Annotated in this window: 20 protein-coding genes; 9 read left to right on the top strand and 11 right to left on the bottom strand. The window is 69.4% G+C overall.

The window, feature by feature from the left end:
* The first annotated feature begins 57 nt into the window (after positions 1-57).
* The gene (locus OIC96_RS30080) at positions 58-720 is read left to right on the top strand and encodes an HAD family hydrolase (protein ID WP_330304852.1); all 663 of its coding nucleotides are present in this window, start codon (positions 58-60) and stop codon (positions 718-720) included.
* On the opposite strand, the gene OIC96_RS30075 is transcribed toward OIC96_RS30080, so the two are convergent.
* A complete protein-coding gene (locus OIC96_RS30075) occupies positions 701-1978 on the bottom strand; it encodes a transcriptional regulator (RefSeq protein ID WP_330304853.1) in 1278 nt (425 codons plus the stop codon). The two genes, OIC96_RS30080 and OIC96_RS30075, sit on opposite strands and share 20 nt — an antisense overlap.
* A 192-nt stretch (positions 1979-2170) precedes the next feature.
* Here OIC96_RS30075 and OIC96_RS30070 point away from each other — a divergent pair, with 192 nt between their 5' ends.
* From OIC96_RS30070 to OIC96_RS30060, 3 genes are all read left to right on the top strand, one after another.
* Positions 2171-2665 (top strand): hypothetical protein, encoded by a 495-nt coding sequence (locus OIC96_RS30070; protein ID WP_330304854.1) that lies wholly within the window; start codon positions 2171-2173, stop codon positions 2663-2665.
* 324 nt (positions 2666-2989) lie between these two features.
* Positions 2990-3715 carry a hypothetical protein gene (locus OIC96_RS30065; protein ID WP_330304855.1) on the top strand — a complete coding sequence of 242 codons (726 nt, stop codon included), beginning with the start codon at positions 2990-2992 and terminating at the stop codon, positions 3713-3715.
* A gap of 351 nt (positions 3716-4066) precedes the next feature.
* Positions 4067-5101 (top strand): magnesium transporter CorA family protein, encoded by a 1035-nt coding sequence (locus tag OIC96_RS30060; protein WP_330304856.1) that lies wholly within the window; start codon positions 4067-4069, stop codon positions 5099-5101.
* A 51-nt stretch (positions 5102-5152) separates the two neighbouring features.
* Here OIC96_RS30060 and OIC96_RS30055 read toward each other — a convergent pair whose 3' ends face one another.
* Both OIC96_RS30055 and OIC96_RS30050 read right to left on the bottom strand, forming a co-directional pair.
* The gene (locus tag OIC96_RS30055; RefSeq protein WP_330304857.1) at positions 5153-5353 is read right to left on the bottom strand and encodes a hypothetical protein; all 201 of its coding nucleotides are present in this window, start codon (positions 5351-5353) and stop codon (positions 5153-5155) included.
* A 15-nt stretch (positions 5354-5368) separates the two neighbouring features.
* Positions 5369-6265: a class I SAM-dependent methyltransferase gene (locus tag OIC96_RS30050; protein ID WP_330304858.1), complete on the bottom strand. Its 897-nt coding sequence runs from the start codon at positions 6263-6265 to the stop codon at positions 5369-5371.
* 176 nt (positions 6266-6441) lie between these two features.
* Here OIC96_RS30050 and OIC96_RS30045 point away from each other — a divergent pair, with 176 nt between their 5' ends.
* Positions 6442-6744 (top strand): hypothetical protein, encoded by a 303-nt coding sequence (locus tag OIC96_RS30045; RefSeq protein WP_330304859.1) that lies wholly within the window; start codon positions 6442-6444, stop codon positions 6742-6744.
* Positions 6745-6812: 68 nt separating this feature from the next.
* Here the strand turns inward: OIC96_RS30045 and OIC96_RS30040 are convergent, their stop codons facing one another.
* Positions 6813-7196 carry a tautomerase family protein gene (locus tag OIC96_RS30040; protein ID WP_330304860.1) on the bottom strand — a complete coding sequence of 128 codons (384 nt, stop codon included), beginning with the start codon at positions 7194-7196 and terminating at the stop codon, positions 6813-6815.
* A gap of 140 nt (positions 7197-7336) precedes the next feature.
* Here OIC96_RS30040 and OIC96_RS30035 point away from each other — a divergent pair, with 140 nt between their 5' ends.
* Positions 7337-7795, top strand: coding sequence for a MarR family winged helix-turn-helix transcriptional regulator (locus OIC96_RS30035; RefSeq protein ID WP_330304861.1), 459 nt, complete (start codon positions 7337-7339; stop codon positions 7793-7795).
* Here the strand turns inward: OIC96_RS30035 and OIC96_RS30030 are convergent.
* The gene (locus OIC96_RS30030; RefSeq protein ID WP_330304862.1) at positions 7753-8733 is read right to left on the bottom strand and encodes a GlxA family transcriptional regulator; all 981 of its coding nucleotides are present in this window, start codon (positions 8731-8733) and stop codon (positions 7753-7755) included. The genes OIC96_RS30035 and OIC96_RS30030 overlap by 43 nt on opposite strands.
* Positions 8734-8894: 161 nt before the next feature.
* Between OIC96_RS30030 and OIC96_RS30025 the strand changes: the two genes are divergently transcribed.
* Both OIC96_RS30025 and OIC96_RS30020 read left to right on the top strand, forming a co-directional pair.
* Entirely contained in the window at positions 8895-9344 is a 450-nt protein-coding gene (locus tag OIC96_RS30025; protein ID WP_330304863.1) for a hypothetical protein, read from the top strand.
* Between the two features lie 56 nt (positions 9345-9400).
* Entirely contained in the window at positions 9401-9922 is a 522-nt protein-coding gene (locus OIC96_RS30020; protein ID WP_330304864.1) for a levansucrase, read from the top strand.
* A gap of 49 nt (positions 9923-9971) precedes the next feature.
* Here the strand turns inward: OIC96_RS30020 and OIC96_RS30015 are convergent, their stop codons facing one another.
* The 3 genes from OIC96_RS30015 to OIC96_RS30005 form a co-directional block, all read right to left on the bottom strand.
* Positions 9972-10331 carry a VOC family protein gene (locus OIC96_RS30015; RefSeq protein WP_330304865.1) on the bottom strand — a complete coding sequence of 120 codons (360 nt, stop codon included), beginning with the start codon at positions 10329-10331 and terminating at the stop codon, positions 9972-9974.
* 55 nt (positions 10332-10386) lie between these two features.
* Positions 10387-10851, bottom strand: a complete 465-nt coding sequence (locus tag OIC96_RS30010; protein WP_330304866.1) for a hypothetical protein — start codon at positions 10849-10851, stop codon at positions 10387-10389.
* A 291-nt stretch (positions 10852-11142) separates the two neighbouring features.
* Positions 11143-12510: a DUF445 domain-containing protein gene (locus tag OIC96_RS30005; protein ID WP_406501682.1), complete on the bottom strand. Its 1368-nt coding sequence runs from the start codon at positions 12508-12510 to the stop codon at positions 11143-11145.
* Positions 12511-12791: 281 nt separating this feature from the next.
* On the opposite strand from OIC96_RS30005, the gene OIC96_RS30000 reads away from it, so the two are divergent.
* Entirely contained in the window at positions 12792-14126 is a 1335-nt protein-coding gene (locus OIC96_RS30000; RefSeq protein WP_330304868.1) for an SGNH/GDSL hydrolase family protein, read from the top strand.
* A 133-nt stretch (positions 14127-14259) separates the two neighbouring features.
* On the opposite strand, the gene OIC96_RS29995 is transcribed toward OIC96_RS30000, so the two are convergent.
* The 3 genes from OIC96_RS29995 to OIC96_RS29985 form a co-directional block, all read right to left on the bottom strand.
* The gene (locus OIC96_RS29995) at positions 14260-15120 is read right to left on the bottom strand and encodes a DUF1707 SHOCT-like domain-containing protein (RefSeq protein WP_330304869.1); all 861 of its coding nucleotides are present in this window, start codon (positions 15118-15120) and stop codon (positions 14260-14262) included.
* Between the two features lie 64 nt (positions 15121-15184).
* The gene (locus OIC96_RS29990) at positions 15185-16189 is read right to left on the bottom strand and encodes an ABC transporter ATP-binding protein (RefSeq protein ID WP_330304870.1); all 1005 of its coding nucleotides are present in this window, start codon (positions 16187-16189) and stop codon (positions 15185-15187) included.
* A gap of 7 nt (positions 16190-16196) precedes the next feature.
* Positions 16197-17042, bottom strand: coding sequence for an ABC transporter permease (locus OIC96_RS29985; RefSeq protein ID WP_330310122.1), 846 nt, complete (start codon positions 17040-17042; stop codon positions 16197-16199).
* Positions 17043-17053: the final 11 nt, after the last annotated feature.

The raw sequence follows: 17053 nt of genomic DNA, 5'->3' as shown, positions 1-17053 counted from the left end.
GGTGCATAGTTAGAGGGTTGCTTCCGAGCGCGGCTGCACCGCCGATACCCTGCCCCCATGATTCGCGCAGTCGTGTTCGACGTCGGTGAGTGTCTCGTGGACGAGACCCGTGAGTACGGGACATGGGCCGACTGGCTGGGGGTGCCTCGGCACACGTTTCACGCGATGTTCGGCGCTGTCATCGCCCAAGGCCGGGACTACCGCGAGACGTTTCAGGAGTTCCGGCCGGGCTTCGATCTCTATGAGGAGAGGGAGGAGCGGGCTGCCGCAGGGCAGGCCGAGACGTTTGGGGAGGACGACCTGTATGGGGACGTCCGGTCGGCTCTGACCGAGCTTCGGGCCGATGGGCTGTGGCTTGGTATCGCGGGCAACCAGACCGTCAGGGCTGGACGCATCCTTCGGTCGCTGTTCTCCAATGACGTCGATCTGATCGGCACGTCGGACGACTGGGGTGCCAGCAAGCCCGATCCGGAGTTCTTCAAGCGAGTAGCCGCGGTGGTGCCCTTCGAGAGCGACGAGATCCTCTACGTCGGGGACCGTTGCGACAACGACATCCGGCCTGCGGTCGAGGCGGGGATGCATACCGCGCTCGTGCGCCGCGGCCCCTGGGGCACGATTCAGTGGAACACCCACGAAGCTCGGGAGCTGCCGACGTTTCGTGTCGACAGCCTCCTCGAACTGTCCGGTCTCATCATCGACTTCAACGGCTCAGCGCGCTGACCGTCGTCGACCAACCGTAGAGCCGGTCGTCGAGATCTCGCACGCAGCGTTCGTGCTGGTGCGGCGCGAGCGCGCGTCGTACTTCGCGCACACGATCCATGCCAGTGGCGTACCACGTGAGGGCCAACTGATCGAGAGCGCGCCCGGCGTACTCACACGCCTGCTCCGGGTTCCTTGATGCGGCCTCCACAGCAGCCAGATCTCCGAATACGACGCTGCGCTGCTTGTCTTCGCTCGCCGGCATGTCCTCCAGGACGCCAAGCAAGGTCTCGCGCGCCTGAGGGAGATGTCCGGCGATCAGCTGCGTGTTGCCCTTGAATGCCGCCAGTCGGGCCGGGGAGAACCAGTCCATCCACTCTGGTGAGGGGTGCACGTTGCCGGTGGCGAGGACATCCTCGGCGTGCCCGATCAGGTGCAGCGCGGTGCGCGTGTTGCCGCACCGCGTCTCGCACTCGGCCTCCACGGCGTCGAGCCAGGCGAGAAACTCGGCGGAGGCGGGCGCACGGCGGGCATACGTACGTGCCGCCGTCATCCGCTCCAGTGCCGCGTCGCGATCGCCCGCCCACCCCGGGATGAACGCCATGTGCGCGAGGATCCCCGATCCGAGCAGTGGGTTGTCCGCTTCGCCCGCAGCCTGGAGAGCCAGCAGGAGTGTGTCGCTCGCGCTGCTGGGTTCGCGGCGATCGAAGAAGTCGATTCGTCCCGCGAGGAGATAGGACTCGGCAAGAGCGGTTGCGACGGTGCGACGAGTGGAGCCCGCTGTCTCCGGGAGCAGCGCGCATCCAAGTGTCGCGTGGGCCAATACGGCCGGGTGCAGCTTGGCCGGAGCGACGGACCAGTAGAGCCGACGGTGCGACCGTGTCACAGCCTCGAAGTCCGCACCGGCGGTGGATGGTTGTTGCGTCAGGGCGACTGCTTGCTCGGGTACGGCCGCGAGCCCGACAGCGGCCGCGCCGCCCGCCACGAGGGCCCGACGGACGCGGTCGGGCTGCGTGCCGTCGGGGCCCCAAGGAGGAGTGAAGCCGAGTGACTCCAAGCTCTGGCCCAGCAGGTGGGCCAACACCCGCTGGCAATCCGGTTGCGGCCACGGAGGACTGTCCGACTCCCAGCGCCGGACCTGTCGTACGCCGATGGACAACCCGCGAATGCCGATCTGATTGGCCGCATGGGACAAGGCATCGGCCAGACCTTGTTGCGAGTTGAAGCCTGCGGCCACGCGAGCGGCCTTCAAGCGGACATTGCCGGTGGGACGGGGCATGAGCAGCACCTCCTCGAAGAGACTGCAGTGCCTGCCCACAGTAAGTCCGGTATACGGCCCTCCATCACCCGTAGGTGCCAACAACGCCCTGCGGATGTCCTCTTGATGACCCTTTGAAGTCCTCGAATCGAACCATCCGTGCGTACAGGCTGAGTCTCACCAGCCGACCGCTGTTGACGAGAGGTGCACGCCGTGGACGACGCGCAGCAGGCAAGCGAGAGGGCGATCGCCGAGTGGCTCACCAGAGAGCACCCGGCACCGCACCAGGTGTGGACGGAGTGGGCCACGCACGGTGTCGCGTTGCTGCCGCTAGGGAAGCGATTCGCCGCGGTACGGATGACCATGGATGTTGTTCACGCTGCCGTCGGATCCGGCAGCGCAGACCAAGTGGCGGAAGTTCTGGTGGAGTTACTTGACGGTCCCATCGTCTACGACCGCCGGGTCGCGGGTGCGACGTACTACGCCCTGGTCCAGTGGAACTCTGACCTCGCCTGGGCCCACGAAGAGGTCGCTCCGCGCCTGGGACGGGGCATCTACTTGGGTGTGCCGCGCATTGACCGCCGTACGCCGCCTGGGACGTACTGGGTGGCGGCGCCGCGGTACGCCGGTGATCTGTGCACGGCAGAGGCTGCGGCCGCCTTGATTGAGCTTGGTCGACAACGGCTGCTTCAGTCAGTGGAGTTGTGACCTCAGTAGCAGCGGAGGCCCCGCTCGAAAGCGGGGGTGGGAGTGGGGGTCTCCGCGTCGCCGGGTGCCGGAAGTGGCGGGGCTCGCGGGACGTGTCACGGCCACAGTTCTATATTGGCGTGGCGCAACTTCGGTCCAGTGCGGGGGGATTGAGCACTCTTGCGGTCACATAGAGCGCGTGGAGCAGGCGTAACCGCTCTGCTCTGCGCCATCACCGTGCTGTTTCTCGGCGGGTGCGGAACACAGGTAGCCGGTCAAACAGGAGAGTCGTCAGCGTCGCAGTCGGCGACCGGGGCGTTGCCCTGGGGCACGATGCAGCCCTCCATGGTCACCGGAGCCCGTCTCTCCGACGACCGTCGCACGCTGATGCTCGACGCGCAGGTGCCCAGTGGCGAACACCCATGTGTGCGGGACCTCAAGGCGGTGCTCACCGACCCCGTGTCGGATCTCGTGCGGGTTCAGATCACCTTCTCCTCGCCGTCGTCGGACAGGCGCTCCGGGTGCACGAAGGAGAGCACGGCCACGGCGCGGGTCAAGCTGCCCCAGCCGTTGGGCGATCAGGAAGTGGTCGTCGACAATTACACGCAGTTCACCGCCGACGGCGCGAAGCTCCCCGCGCTGCGGCTGTGCGGGCAACTGGGCTGTCAGCCGCCGGCCACCGGCTGCACCACCGGCTCCTACGAGCAGGCATTGATCGCGGTCGATGCGCCAAATCACACATACCGGGACTCGGAGCACTGCGACGGGAAGTGGCTGGTGCTGGACTTCTCGTGGCGCACGGGACCGGCCTGCGACGACCCGGCAGAACCCGGCTGCTCATCCCGGCTGGGTGACCGGTGGTTCTTCCGGGCGGAGAAGTCCGGCTGGGTGCCGATCGCCGAAGGCGCGGCCGGAGGCTGCCAGGCCGTGCAGCGCAAAGAGCCCGCTTTCCCCACCTCGTTGTGTGCCTCGCTGGCTCCGCTCTCCGCCTCGCTGCACCCGAGTTACCCTCCGGCATCCGCCTCTCCGACCGCCGGTGCGGGTTCCACCGCGACGACTCCACAGCCCTAGGTCTGCTGTCCGGAGATGCCGAACGGACTCACAAGATCGCCAACAGAGTCACGGCATTGCGCTGAGGCACCTTGTGTCCAACGTAGTCACAGCGGGGATGGGTAGTGGTGGGTTCCGAGTGGGTGGGAAACGCACCGGAGATGGGGGAACCGGGTGATGTCGCCCGTGTGTCCGCGAGCCTGGCGGCCAGGACCGTTGCCCGCGCGGCCTCGAGCGGTAGCGTGCCGGTGGGCGCTGGACTTCCAGGGGCTGAGGCGCTTGCGTTGCTCGCGGAGCGCGGTCGGGAAGAGTAAGCGGGGAGTCGGGTGTACCCGTCTTTCTGGCAGCACATCGTCATCCTCGGTGAGGGACATGATCGTATCGGTGGTGTCGATGCCGGAGGGCGTCGTCGCTCGCACAGCGTTGTCCCAGGCCCGGGAGCAACTCGCAGCCCCCGGTTTCGTGATCGTGGACATCGACCAGGGCGAAGAGCCCCCGCCCGACGAGCAGCCGCTCTCCCGTCGACTCGGGCTGGATGACAAGGCCTGGGAGTGGCTCGGCAGACAACATGAACCTGTACGGGCCGAGTACCACGAGGGCGCTGCCGGATGCGTCGTGCCCGTGATCGACGGTAACCACATCATCTATGTCCACGTTCTCGCCAGCGAGTGCCACCTCGTCATGGTTCACCACGGACCCGTCGGACTGATCGACACCTTCATCGAGCGGTTGCCACAGGAAATGCCAGCCGGCGCGGCGACCACGGTGTTCCTGTTTCTGCAGGGTGTGCTGGAGGCATTTCGCCTGGCCACCGCCCAAGCGCTCCTGGAGGTAGAGGACATCGAGGAGGCGATGTTCGAGCGACGGGAGCCGCAGCAAGTCCATCGTCTCGCCCATCTGCGACGGCGCGCAGCCCAGCTGCACCGTGCGTTCCTTCCCTACGCCGCGGTCGCACAGGAGTTCCTCATGCGTCGCAGGATGGCGAATCGCGACCTCTCGGAGGAGCGGCGAGCGCTGAACCGCATGCACGAGCGCGCCGTGCAGCTGGTGATGCTGGACATCGAGTCTCTGCAGAACGAAACCCGGCGGGCCGCCGACACCTACGCCTCTCTCGTCGCTGACGAGCAGAACCTCGTGATCAACAAACTCGCCATCGCCTCGGTGATCTTCTTGCCGCTGACGTTCCTGACTGGCTTCTTCGGCATGAACTTCGGCTACCTGAGCAACCTCTTGTCGGGCGAGCGATCCTTCTTGACGCTTGGCGTCGGCATGCAGGTGTGCGCCCTGGCCGTTTCCGTCTACTTCGTGCTGTACCGCACGCACTGGCGCCAGCTCCGGGCAGCCGATCCCGCGATGCCTCCGATGGCGAGCCCTGACGAGCAGCCGGCCGACAGGTCAACCAGCTGACCGCTGAGGCATGAACACCCCTCGCCGTCTCGGCCAGCCAACCCCGCTCCATCAGCCCTTCGCCTTGGACCGCACCCCTCGCCCTTCGCCGCCGTCAGTTCCAGCCCCAGCCAGGCGCTCGGGGTAGGCGAGGGTGTCGGCGCCGCCTATGGCGAAGGTGCCGCCTTGCAGGCGGACGGCCGGTACGGAGAAGCCCGCGGCGACCGCGGGTGCCCCGGGGAGGGACCCGGCGAAGGCGGCGACGTACGCCACGGTCAGCGATAGAGGTCAGCCGGCTCGTGCCATGAGGATGGGCTGGAAGAAGCCGGTGCTCTCGGGAGGCATCCATCGCGGGCCGATGAATCCCGACTCGGCGGCGAGGCTGGTCAACTGCCGCTGGGTGAGGGCCCAGTAGGTGGTTCGGCGCACGCGAACCTGCCAGCTCTCTGCGGGCTCTGCGGGCTCCGCGGGCTCCGCATCCTCTGCGCCCTCCCCCTCGGGGACGAGCTGGATGTGTTCCATGTCGTAGCGCTCGCCGTCCTCGTGCCAGTCCCAGAGTTGGAAGGTGATGGTCCTGCCCTGGGGCGACGATGCGATCTGCGGCGGGGTCGAGGTGGGCCGCGCCCGCAGGATCTCGTCGTACGGGCGGGTGCTGAGGATCAGTAGTCCCCCGGCGCGCAGCACGCGCCGCATCTCGGTCAGTGCCGTGCGCACGTCTTCCGCAGTGAGCAGGTGGGGAAGGGCGTTGTCCGCGCTCACGACGACATCGAACTGGCCGTCCGGGAAGGGAAGGCGGCGCATGTCCGCCGCCGCGGCCGGCAGGCGGACACCCCGCAGAGTCGCTTCACCGACCGCACGGCGGACCGCCGACACGCTGATGTCCGTACCCGTGACCCGGTGGCCCTGGAGGCCGAGCCCGATGGCCTGCGTACCGATGCCGCACGAGCAGTCCAGGACCGAGGCTTCGGCCGACGCGTCGGCCGAGGCGCCGTCGATGCCGAGCTCGGTCTGGATCAGCGCGTCCAGGGCTCTCCCCTGTCGGGAGATGCTGGCGCCCCAATCGGCGTAGACGAGGTGGTAGTCGGCCGCGAGTTGGTCGTAGAAGCGTGCCACCGTGGGGAGTTCGGGCTCGTGCTCGGGATCGGGCTCGGGCTCGGGCTCGGGCTCGGGCTCGGGCTCAGGCATGACGTCAGGTTAGGGGCAACCTTCCTCCGGCCGCCCTCGAAAGACCCGGGAGAGAAATTGACAGGCCTCGGCTCAAGTCCGCGCACACGAGAGCACGAGAGGGTGGCCGTCCGTCGGCGATCGCGGGCGCGTTAGCCTCGATTCGTTCGACTGACGCGCAGCAGCGGGAGGCAGTAATGGCGAAGGTACCGGCCGCGGCGGTGGCCGCGAGTGGGCTCATCGGTGGGTACGGCGTGGCCCGCTGGACCAAGAAGCGGCAGCTGGGCGGGGTCGTGCTCGCCGCCGCCGGGGCCACGGCCGCGCAGCAGTGGCGGCGGCAGGCCGGCGGGAAGGCCGCCGGGGCGCTGACCGTCGCGTACGTCGCCGCCTTCGCCGGGTCCCACCCGCTCGCCAAGAAGGTGGGCGCCTGGCCCGCCGTCTTCGGTGTCGCCGGAGCCGTCGCCCTCGCCTCGTGGGCCGTGGCCGACCGCCGGTCCTGAGCGGCCACCCGGCCCGGTCAGCCCACTCGGCCCGGTCAGCCCGGTCAGCCCGGTCGGCCCAGCCGGCGTCACACCACCTCGCCGCCGACCCCCGACCGCCCCGCCGGCACCCCCACGATCAGCACGGTCACATCCCCCCGTACGGCCTCGCCGAAGACCGTGACCACCGCTTCCGTGAGCGAGCCGATCAGCCGCGCGGGCGCGTCGGGGATCCGGGGGTGTGTCAGTCCGCCCTCGCGCATGTTCAGCGTGACGACCGGCGCGGGCGCCCGGCCGGGTATGCCGCCGGTGCCCCAGCGGTGCTCCGGGACACCGAGGAGTTCCACCACGGCGACCGGGCGCGCCCACTCCCCGACCACGGCGGCCACCGCTTCGGTCAGCGCCCGGATGAGCTTCGGCTCGACCGATCCGTCGAGCGCCTCTTCGCGGATCTGCACAGTGAGGTGCGGCATGACCGTTCTCCGTTCCCGCGTATCGCTTCACGCGCATCGCTTCACGCGCATCGCTAACATGACGGCAGGTTCCCTTTGAAGGCAAAGCATCTTTGAAGACAAAGTCTCTTTGCACTCAAAGCTAATTCCAGGGATGGACGATGTCAACGAGCGTCGACGACGCCGTCAGAGCGCTGCTCCTCCTCATGCCCCGCATGGTCGGCCGGGCCAAGCGCATCCCCGTACCCGAGGAGCTCCAGTCGCTCGCGCTAGCCCCCCGGCACCTCTCCCTGCTGTCGTACCTGCTCTTCGACGGACCCCTGACCGTCAACGACCTGGCCACCCGCCTGGAGGTCGCGCCGACGACCGTCAGCCTCATGGTCGGCGAGCTGAGCGGGAAGGGGATCCTGGAGCGGCGGGAGGACCCGGCCGACCGGCGGCGGCGCATCGTCAGCATCACCGATGCCCAACGGCCGTCCATCTCCGCGTGGTTGTCGCGCGGAGCCACCGCCTGGCGCCGCGCGCTGGAACCGCTGACCCCGGATCAGCGGCAGTTGGTCATCGACACCTTGCGCGCCTACGAGGCCGCGGCGGCCGACCCCGAGGCTCCCACCCCCTGAAACGCCCTGCGATACGCGTACGGACTCGTCCCCACCACCCGCTTGAACCGCTCCCGGAACGCCGTCGGCGAGCCGAACCCCGCCTGGGCCGCGATGCGTTCGACCGGATACGTGGTCGTCTCCAGGAGGTACTGCGCGCGCCGCACCCGCGCCCGGTGCAGCCACTGGAGGGGCGTCGTGCCGGTCTGTTCGCGGAACCGGCGGTTGAGCGTACGGGTACTCATGCCGGCGTGGGCGGCGATGTCCTCCAGGGTCAGGTCGTCGCCCGCGTTCTCCTCCAGCCAGGCGAGGAGGGGCTCCATGGCGGTGCCGGCCGGTACCGGCGGCTGGTCGTGGACGATGAACTGGGCCTGGCCGCCCTCCCGTTCGAGCGGCATGACGGACATCCGGGCGGCATGCGCGGCGACGGCGGAACCGTGGTCCTTGCGGATCATGTGCAGGCACATGTCGAGGGCCGCGGCGGCGCCCGCCGAGGTGAGGAACTGGCCGTTGTCGACGTACAGCACATTCGGGTCGACGGTCACCTTCGGGTACCTGGCCGCCAGGTCCTGGGCCGCGACCCAGTGGGTGGTCGCGCGCAGCCCGTCCAGCAGGCCGGTGGCGGCGAAGACGAAGGCGCCGACGCAGATCGACGCGATCCGCGTGCCGTTCGCGGCCGCCGCGCGCACCGCCTCCGCCACGCCCGGCGGGAGCGGGGCGGTCGGGTCGGCGACGCCGGGCAGGATGATCGTGTCCGCTTCGGCCAGCGCCTCCAGGCCGTACGGGGCGCGCAGCGCGAACGGGCCCGCGCTCACCTCCTCGCCCGCCGAAGCCGAACAGACCCGGACCCGGTACGCCGCCCGGCCGTCCGGCAGCCGGGCCCAGCCGAAGGTGTCGATCGGGGCGGAGAGGTCGAACGGGATGACCTGGTCGAGCGCCAGTACGGCCACGGTGTGCATGGCTAGAGGGTAGGTGTACGACGGGTTCCAGTCAGCACTGCTAAAGGCGCTGGAAGGCCACAAAGGCAGCAGCGGCCATGTCCAGCCTCGTGGCGAGAATCCGTTGGCTCCTGGCAAAACCGCCACTTCCCCAAGATCCGCCCCGCCCCTACCGTCACCCCGTGACCAAGTTCCTCCTCGCCGTTCACGTCCTCGCCGCGATCGTCGCCGTCGGGCCCGTCGCGGTCGCCGCGAGCATGTTCCCGCCCATCGCGCGCAAGGCCCTCGCCGCACCGGACGACGTGGACGCCCTCGCGACCACCCGGCTGCTGTACCGCATCTGCCAGGTGTACGCCGCTGTCGGCGTCGTCGTCCCCGTCTTCGGGTTCGCTACGGCGAGCAACATGGGCGTGCTCGGCGACACCTGGCTGATCGTCTCGATCGCGCTGACCGCCCTCGCGGCCGTCGTCCTCGCCGCGCTGGTGCTGCCCCGGCAGAGCGCGATCCTGGAGGGGGCCGGGGACCGCGCGGCGACCGTTCAGCTGGCGATGTTCACCGGGATTTTCAACCTGCTCTGGGCCGCCGTCACCGTCCTGATGATCGTGCGCCCGGGGTCCACGACGGGGGCCTAGAAGGCTTGCGCACGCGGGATCAGGAGATGGCCGGCGGGGGCTTAGTATCCCGTCTCATGTACGGACAGCAAGGACAGCAAGAGCAAGCGGCACCGCGGGCCTACCTCGCCTCGGTGGAGGGCCGGCTGACAGCCGACGGATGTGCCACACGGTGGGAGGACTGGGCCGGGGTGCCCGTGCTCATCGGGCGGCGGGGCGACTTCCGGATGCGCTGGATGGCCACGAAGCTGCACCTGTTCACGGTGGCCGCGGCCGTCCCGGAGATAACCGTGCCCGCCATCTCCGACTTCACCGACCAGGTGATGAAGTACGCCAAGGACACCAAGGGCGGCCTTCCCGTCGGCATGCAGAACGGGGTCGGCGCCTTCCCCCTGCTGGTCAGCGACCGGGTCGATCCGGCCGCCGTACGGTGGGCGGAGGAGCAGCAGCGCATCAAGTTCGCCTGTATGACCCGGCCCGTCGTCGTCGACAGCGCACGCCAGTACGTGGGGATGTACCGCGGCAAGCCGGCCCTCGGCCGCGTCTACGCCAACTACTTCATCGAGAAGGGCACGCGGTACTTCTACGGCGGGCAGTGACCGGACTTCCACGGCGGGCAGTGGCCGGACCTCTCCGCCGGGCAGCGGCTCACCCCCGATGCCCCAGCACATTCACCACGCGCCCATTCGGATCCCGTACGAAGAAGCGCCGTACGCCCCACTCCTCGTCCCGCAGCTCCCGTACGACCTCCGCGCCCGACGCGACCACCTCCGCGTACACCGCGTCGACGTCCTCGACCTCCACGCTCAGGTCGGGGACGACCGGGGCGGTGCGCTCCTCGGTGAGGAAGCTGATCTGGGCCGTGGGGTTGGCGGGGGACGCGAGGGTCATGACCCAGCCCTGGTGCATGACTTCCTCGAAGCCGAGCAGGCCGTAGAAGTCCCGGCTGACCGTCATGGCCTGCTCGGACTCGACCTGGATGTCCGGGACGATCCTGCGAACGGTCATGGTCGATGTCTCCTCGCGCGTCGGAAACGGTGGGCCGGGGCGAGGTCCTCGCGCATCACAGACGGTGGGTCAGAATGAGGTCCTCGTCCGCCAAGTGTGGCCTGAACTGCCGTGCCACCACGGCCGCGACGAACACTTCGGCCGCGATCAGCTGTGTGAAGAACGCCCACGACAACAGCCACGCGTTCGCGAACCCGTCCGGCGGCCCGGGGTGCGTGCGCAGCGACACGTACAGCAGCGTCGCCGGCGGCACCGCCACCAGCAGCAATGGCCAGGCCAGCGCGTCCCGGTGGCCGAAGTAGGCGGCCAGGAGCAGCAGGGCGAGGGCGAGGAACACGACGCCCAGGCCGGTCACCGGGGTCGTCTCCAGGGTCGAGTTCTCCGCCTCGGGGCGGTTGCTCAGATCCCACGGGAGGCAGAGGAAGTACGCCGCGCAGGAGAGGGCGGCGCCGAGCACGCGCGTCAGCCAGCGTTCCGGCCAGGGGCGCGTTCGCAGAGGGCGGAGCAGCTTCTCGGTCATGCGTACGAGGGTTGTCGCCCGGGCGGCCGGGCGACAGAGTACGCGTACTCAGTACCCGGTACTCAGACCCGCGCCCATCCTCGCCCGCAGCCTGCCCCCCTGCGACCTGGGCGATGTCCGCCCGACGCCGGCGCGCGGACTTCCGGGCGGCCGGCGAGTAGCCCCACCGCAGGGACCCTGGCCGAGCCCCGTCGGCCGAAGGCCGGCGTGACCGCCCGCCCGTCCCTCCGTCCGACGCCCGTGAGCTTCAACTCACGGGCGTCTCGCATGAGTACCGCCGGGCATGGCTCCTTACGCCCCCACCGCTCTCGACACCACGTAGATCAGCAGGCCCACCAGCGAACCCACCACCGTGCCGTTGATCCGGATGAACTGCAGGTCGCGGCCGATGTGGGCCTCGATCTTCTTGGTGGTGTGCTCGGCGTCCCAGCCCGCCACCGTGTCCGTGATCAGCGAGGTGATCTCCTTGCGGTACGTCGTCACGACGTACACCGCCGCGCCCTCCACCCAGCTGTCGACCTTGGCCTGGAGCTTGGGCTCGGTGGCCATGCGGGCGCCCAGCGACAGCAGGGAGGCGCGCACCCGCAGCCGCAGCTCGCTGCGCTCGTCCTCGGCGGCGGACACGATCATGGACCGTACGGCCGTCCAGGCGGAGGCGATCAGGTCCTGGACCTCGCCGCGGCCCAGCACCTCGCCCTTCAACCGCTCCACGCGCGCACGGGTGTCGGTGTCGGACTGGAGGTCGGAGGCGAAGTCGGTGAGGAAACGGTCGAGGGCGCCGCGAGCCGGGTGGGAGGGGGAGTCGCGCATCTCGGTGACGAAGCGGAGCAGTTCCTTGTAGACACGCTCGCCGACCTTCTTGTCGACGAAGCGGGGGGTCCAGCCGGGCGCGCCGCCCTGCACCGCGTCCATGACCTGCTCGTCGTGCAGCACCAGCCAGTCGTGGGCGCGTACGCAGACCAGGTCGACGACCCGCTTGTGGCCACCGTCCGCGACGATCTTCTCCAGCATCTTCCCTATGCCGGGTGCGATCTCCTGGGCGTCGGCGCGGCGGGTGATGGCCTCGCCGACGATCGCCTGGACGTCGGAGTCCCGCAGGACGGTCAGCGCTCCCCTGAGCGCGGTCGCCAGCTCCGCCGTGACCCGGTCGGCGTGGTCCGGTTCGGCGAGCCAGGCGCCCAGCCGGCTGCCGATGCCGACGGCGCGCAGCCGCTGTCGTACGACTTCCTCGGAGAGGAAGTTCTCGCCGACGAACTCACCCAGCGACACACCCAGCTGGTCCTTCTTGGTGGGGATGATCGCGGTGTGCGGGATGGGAATGCCGAGCGGGTGGCGGAAGAGCGCCGTGACCGCGAACCAGTCGGCCATCGCACCGACCATGCCCGCCTCGGCCGCCGCGGCGACATATCCGGCCCAGGCGCCCGCGCCCTCGTTCGACGCCCACTTGGCGAGGACGTACACCAGTGCGACGAAGAGCAGCAGTCCGGTCGCCGTCGCCTTCATACGGCGGACACCGCGGCGTTTCTCCTCGTCGGCGGGGCTGAAGGACGTCATGGCCCGGCCCGGCGGCCCGGGGGCGGTCGTCGCCGGGTTCACGGCGGCGCCCGGGCGGGCATGCTGCCCCTCGGCGCCCACTTCTTCCGGTTTCGTGCGTTCCATCCGCTCCACCCGTTCGGTGACCTCATGCACATTGTCCCTACCTGACCGACTCCTGGAACGGATCAGGAGTTCCCGGCGTCTGTTCGGACGGGGAGCACTAGGGATCGACCAGGGGGACAGACCAGAGGATCCCCACCGGGTCCCAGCGGGTCCCAGGAGGTCCCAGGGGAATCTCAGGGGTCCCTTAAGGGGCGCCGTCCATGTTCTTCCACCCCATGACGCATCATGGGGTGATCACATCGGAGCCTCGGGCTCCCATCGCCCGAGGAGAATCGCACCGCATGACCAAGCGTCATGGTTATGCCCTGCTCGCCGCGATCATCGCCGTGATCGTGACCCTTTCCGCCGCCATATATGCCGGTGTCGCAGCCGACGACGGCAGCGGCAGCACCCAGAACCACGTCGCCCGCGACCGCACCCCGGGCAACTCGGCCGCCCCCGCCTCCACCGGCACCTGGGTCGGCGCCTGGTCCGCCTCCCCCGTCGGAGCCGAGCCCGGCACCGAGACGACCGGCATGGCGGGCCACTCCGTGCGCAACGTCGTGCACGCGAGCGCGGGCGGTACGAGTGCCCGCGTCACGCTGTCCAACCTCTACGGGCAGCAGCCGCTCACCATCACGCACGCCACCATCGCCGTCGCCGCGACCACGAACACCGCCGCCGCCACGACCGACACCATGCGCCGCCTCACCTTCGGCGGCAGCACCTCGGTCGTCGTCCCGGCCGGAGCGCAGGTGCTGAGCGACGCCGTACGAGTGCGGATCCCGTACGGCTCGGACGTCCTCGTGACGACGTACTCCCCCACCGCATCCGGCCCGGTCACCTACCACCCGCACGCGCGCCAGACGTCGTACGTCGCCGAGGGCGACCTCACGGAGGACGTGAGCGGCACCGCGTACACCGAACAGACCGAGTACTGGCGGTACTTGACCGCCCTCGACGTGCTGAGCGACGACTCCGCGGGCACCGTCGTCGTACTGGGCGACTCGCTCACCGACGGCATCACCTCCACCGTCGGGGCCAACCACCGTTGGACCGACATCCTTTCGGAGCGGCTGCGCGCGGCGGCGGGCTCCGGCTCCGCGCCGCGGTACAGCGTCGTCAACCAAGGGATCAGCGGGAATCAGGTACTGACTGCGGGACTTGGCCGTCCGGCCGACAATCCGAGTGCTCTGTCGCGGTTCGGGCGGGACGTGCTCGACCGTACGAACGTCAAGGCCGTCGTCATCGATCTCGGGATCAACGACATTCTGCGGAACCCGAGTCAGGTCGATCCCGCGACAGTCACGGATGGGCTGCGCAAGCTGGTGCAGCAGGCGCATGCGCGGGGGTTGCGGGTGGTCGGGGCGACCTTGATGCCGTTTCAGGGGCATCGCGGGTACACCAGCGGGCGGGAGGCCGTACGGCAGGCCGTCAACGCGGAGATCCGGGCCGGGAAGGTGTACGACGCGGTGGTCGACTTCGACCAGGTCTTGCGGGATCCGTACAACCCTCGGCGGTTGCGGAGCGACTATGACTCCGGGGATCACTTGCACCCCAGTGACAAGGGGTACAAGCGGATGGCGGAGGTCTTCGACCTGGGTGACTTGAAGGGCTCCGTGTCGGCCGAACTGTAGCTGCCGGTCGTTCGTCGGGCGCGGGTTCGTCGTGGCTGGTCGCGCCCACGCGGCGGAGCCGCACCATGTCACAGCCCCGCGCCCCTAATAGGGGCGCTCCAGTCGGCCGGGACTCACAAGTCGCCGCCCCACTTCAGTACTCGCCGTGGCGGCGCCTGTCCCTCGCCTCCCGGCGTTCCCTGTGGCGCTCCCGGCGCTCCTCGTGGCGCTCCCTGCGGTCCTCGTGGCGCTCCCGGATCAGGTCGCGGGCCTCGTCCAGCGCGTCGAACATCTCGCCCAGGCCGTTGCTGTCCGAGCCCGAGCCCTGCAACTCCTTGCGGGCCGCCCTGCGTTCGAGCTTCTCCTGGCGGCGCTCCTCCTTGATGCGGAGGCGTTCGGCGCGGGTCAGTTTGCGTTCGACGCCGACGCCGCCCCAGAAGGCGAAGCCGGTGACGATGACGCGCGGGGCGCCGGGCTCGCCGGGCTGCCCCTCCTCGCGGTGGTCGAAGCCGCCCATGATGCCGATGCCACGGACGACGACCTCGACGCCGGGCGGTACGACGACGTTCATGCCGCCCATGATGGCGACGCAGTTGATCACGACCTCGCGGTCCGCGAAGTTCGCCTCGCGCAGGTCGATCTCGCCGCCGCCCCAGAAGGCGAAGGAGTTGAAACGCCGGGGTACGGTCCAGCGGCCCTTGCGCTCGAAGCCCGACATGATCGCGACGGCCCATGCCGACGAGCCCTCACCGCCGACGATCCGGCCCGCCCAACTACCGCTCTCCACAGGCTGCTTGATCATGGAGACGGGTGGCGCCACGGCGGCCGGGCCCGGCAGATCGCGGGTGATCGGCGCCAACTCCCCGTAGGTGCGTGCCTTGTACGTCGCCTCCAGCCGCTCCTCGAACTCCTCCATGTCGAGGCGGCCCTCGGCGAGGGCGTCCCTCAGCTGTTCGGAAACTCGTTCACGATCGGCGTCGGAGGCTCGCAGCTCCGGGAGTTCGTCGTCGGTCATGTACAGCAGCCTACGAGTTCCCCGCCGCACGGGCTATGCGGCCCGCCATTCCGTGCGGGGCTCGCTACGACACCGCTTTCTCCGCACCGTCCTGTGCGTACATCTTCGCGATGACGGCCTCGATGTCGGGCTCGCGCACGGAGAGGTCGACGAGTGGATACTCCGCCGCGATCCGCGCCACCAGCGGAGCCGCCGACTGGTCCGCCGGGAAGGCGAGCCACTGCCGCGGTCCCTCCACCCTCACCACCCGCGCCGCCTCCACCTCGATCGGCGGAAGCTCCCGTTCCAGGTCCACCACCAGCGTCCGCTCGCTCTCCCCCACCTCGTGCAGCCCGGTCAGCGGACCGTCGTACATCAGCCGCCCGTGGTCGATGACCATCACCCGCCGGCACAACTGCTCGATGTCGGTGAGGTCGTGCGTGGTGAGCAGCACCGTCGTGCCGCGCTCGGCGTTCAGGTCCCGCAGGAACTCCCGGACCCGCGCCTTGCTGATCACGTCGAGCCCGATCGTCGGCTCGTCGAGGTAGAGCACCTCCGGGTCGTGCAGCAGCGCGGCCGCGATGTCTCCGCGCATCCGCTGCCCCAGGGAGAGCTGGCGGACGGGAACGTCCAACAGGGCGCCGAGTTCGAGGAGTTCGACGCAGCGGTCGAGGTTGTCGCGGTAACGCCCGTCCGGGATGCGGTACATGCGGTGCATCAGCCGGTACGAGTCGATCAGCGGGAGGTCCCACCACAGGGTCGTACGTTGCCCGAACACGACCCCGATGCGCCGCGCGAGACGGGTGCGCTCGCGCGACGGGTCGATGCCCGCGACCCGCAGCCGGCCGCCGCTCGGCGTGAGGATGCCGGTCAGCATCTTGATGGTGGTCGACTTGCCCGCACCGTTCGGGCCGATGTAGCCGACCATCTCGCCGCGCGGCACGGTGAAGGAGAGGGAGTCCACCGCCCGCACCTGCCGCCGTTCACTGCGCAGGAAGCCGGTCTTCTTGCGTACGTCGAAGACCTTCTCGACACCGTCGAGCTCGATGAAGGCGTCCACCGGGTCCTTGGCCAACAGATCTGTTTCCACGCCGAGTTCAACTCCCCGTACTGCGATACGAACGAAGTCCCGCACGCCAGGCGATCCCCGCCAGCGCACAGCAGCCCGCCGCCACCAGCGGCGGTGCGAAAGCGACCCACGTCGGCAGGTCGAGCGGATAAGGGCGCCCCAGCACATACAGCGCGGGCAGCCAGTTGACGAAGGCCAGCGGGAGAACGAACGTCACCCCGCGCACCAGATCCTTGGCGAAGACGGTCGGCGGATACTGAAGGAGCGTACTGCCGCCGTACGTGAAGGAGTTCTGCACCTCGGAGGCGTCCTGCGCGACGAACTGGAAGGCCGCGCCCGCCACGAACACCGCCGAGAAGATCACACCACCGCTGAGCAGCATCAGCGGGAGCATCAGCATCTTGAGCGGCGTCCAGGAGATGTCGAGGGCGGCGGTCGCGTACCCGAGGATCAGCAGCCCCTGCGTGATCCGGCCGAGGCGGCGCAGCGCGAAGCGGTCCGCGGCGACCTGCGCGAGCACGGGCACCGGACGCACGAGGAGCGTGTCGAGCGTGCCGTCGCGCACCCGGCTCCCCAGCCGGTCCAGCGAACCGAACGCCAGCTGCGCGAGCCCGAAGGCGGCGGCCGAGGAGCCGTACAGGAAGGCGACCTCGGGCAGGCTGTAGCCGCCGAGCCGGTCGACCTGCGAGAACATCAGCAGGATCGCGACGAAGTCCAGGCCGCTCACCACCAGGTTGCCCGTGACGGCCAGCGCGAAAGAGGCGCGGTAGGCCATCGTAGAGCGGATCCACATGGCGGCGATCATGCGGTACGCGCGCAGACCGTCGCGCACGCGGGCGTACGGCCCCTGCCGCTCGGGCGGCCAGGAGGCCACCGTTCGCTCTT

It is taken from the genome of Streptomyces sp. NBC_00775 (assembly GCF_036347135.1).
Classification (GTDB): Bacteria; Actinomycetota; Actinomycetes; order Streptomycetales; family Streptomycetaceae; genus Streptomyces; species Streptomyces lutosisoli.
Note: the sequence above shows the minus strand (reverse complement) of the source record. Positions and strands in the feature narration are given on the sequence as shown.

Excerpts from the sequence above, each read along its gene's own strand:
- OIC96_RS30000 (WP_330304868.1), top strand. The coding sequence starts at position 12,792 with ATGACCAAGCGTCATGGTTATGCCCTGCTCGCCGCGATCATCGCCGTG.
- OIC96_RS29995 (WP_330304869.1), bottom strand. The coding sequence starts at position 15,120 with ATGACCGACGACGAACTCCCGGAGCTGCGAGCCTCCGACGCCGATCGT.
- OIC96_RS30020 (WP_330304864.1), top strand. The coding sequence starts at position 9,401 with ATGTACGGACAGCAAGGACAGCAAGAGCAAGCGGCACCGCGGGCCTAC.
- OIC96_RS30030 (WP_330304862.1), bottom strand. The coding sequence starts at position 8,733 with ATGCACACCGTGGCCGTACTGGCGCTCGACCAGGTCATCCCGTTCGAC.
- OIC96_RS30035 (WP_330304861.1), top strand. The coding sequence starts at position 7,337 with ATGTCAACGAGCGTCGACGACGCCGTCAGAGCGCTGCTCCTCCTCATG.
- OIC96_RS30050 (WP_330304858.1), bottom strand. The coding sequence starts at position 6,265 with ATGCCTGAGCCCGAGCCCGAGCCCGAGCCCGAGCCCGAGCCCGATCCC.
- OIC96_RS30060 (WP_330304856.1), top strand. The coding sequence starts at position 4,067 with ATGATCGTATCGGTGGTGTCGATGCCGGAGGGCGTCGTCGCTCGCACA.
- OIC96_RS30005 (WP_406501682.1), bottom strand. The coding sequence starts at position 12,510 with ATGGAACGCACGAAACCGGAAGAAGTGGGCGCCGAGGGGCAGCATGCC.
- OIC96_RS30080 (WP_330304852.1), top strand. The coding sequence starts at position 58 with ATGATTCGCGCAGTCGTGTTCGACGTCGGTGAGTGTCTCGTGGACGAG.
- OIC96_RS30015 (WP_330304865.1), bottom strand. The coding sequence starts at position 10,331 with ATGACCGTTCGCAGGATCGTCCCGGACATCCAGGTCGAGTCCGAGCAG.
- OIC96_RS30040 (WP_330304860.1), bottom strand. The coding sequence starts at position 7,196 with ATGCCGCACCTCACTGTGCAGATCCGCGAAGAGGCGCTCGACGGATCG.
- OIC96_RS30075 (WP_330304853.1), bottom strand. The coding sequence starts at position 1,978 with ATGCCCCGTCCCACCGGCAATGTCCGCTTGAAGGCCGCTCGCGTGGCC.
- OIC96_RS30010 (WP_330304866.1), bottom strand. The coding sequence starts at position 10,851 with ATGACCGAGAAGCTGCTCCGCCCTCTGCGAACGCGCCCCTGGCCGGAA.
- OIC96_RS30065 (WP_330304855.1), top strand. The coding sequence starts at position 2,990 with ATGGTCACCGGAGCCCGTCTCTCCGACGACCGTCGCACGCTGATGCTC.
- OIC96_RS30045 (WP_330304859.1), top strand. The coding sequence starts at position 6,442 with ATGGCGAAGGTACCGGCCGCGGCGGTGGCCGCGAGTGGGCTCATCGGT.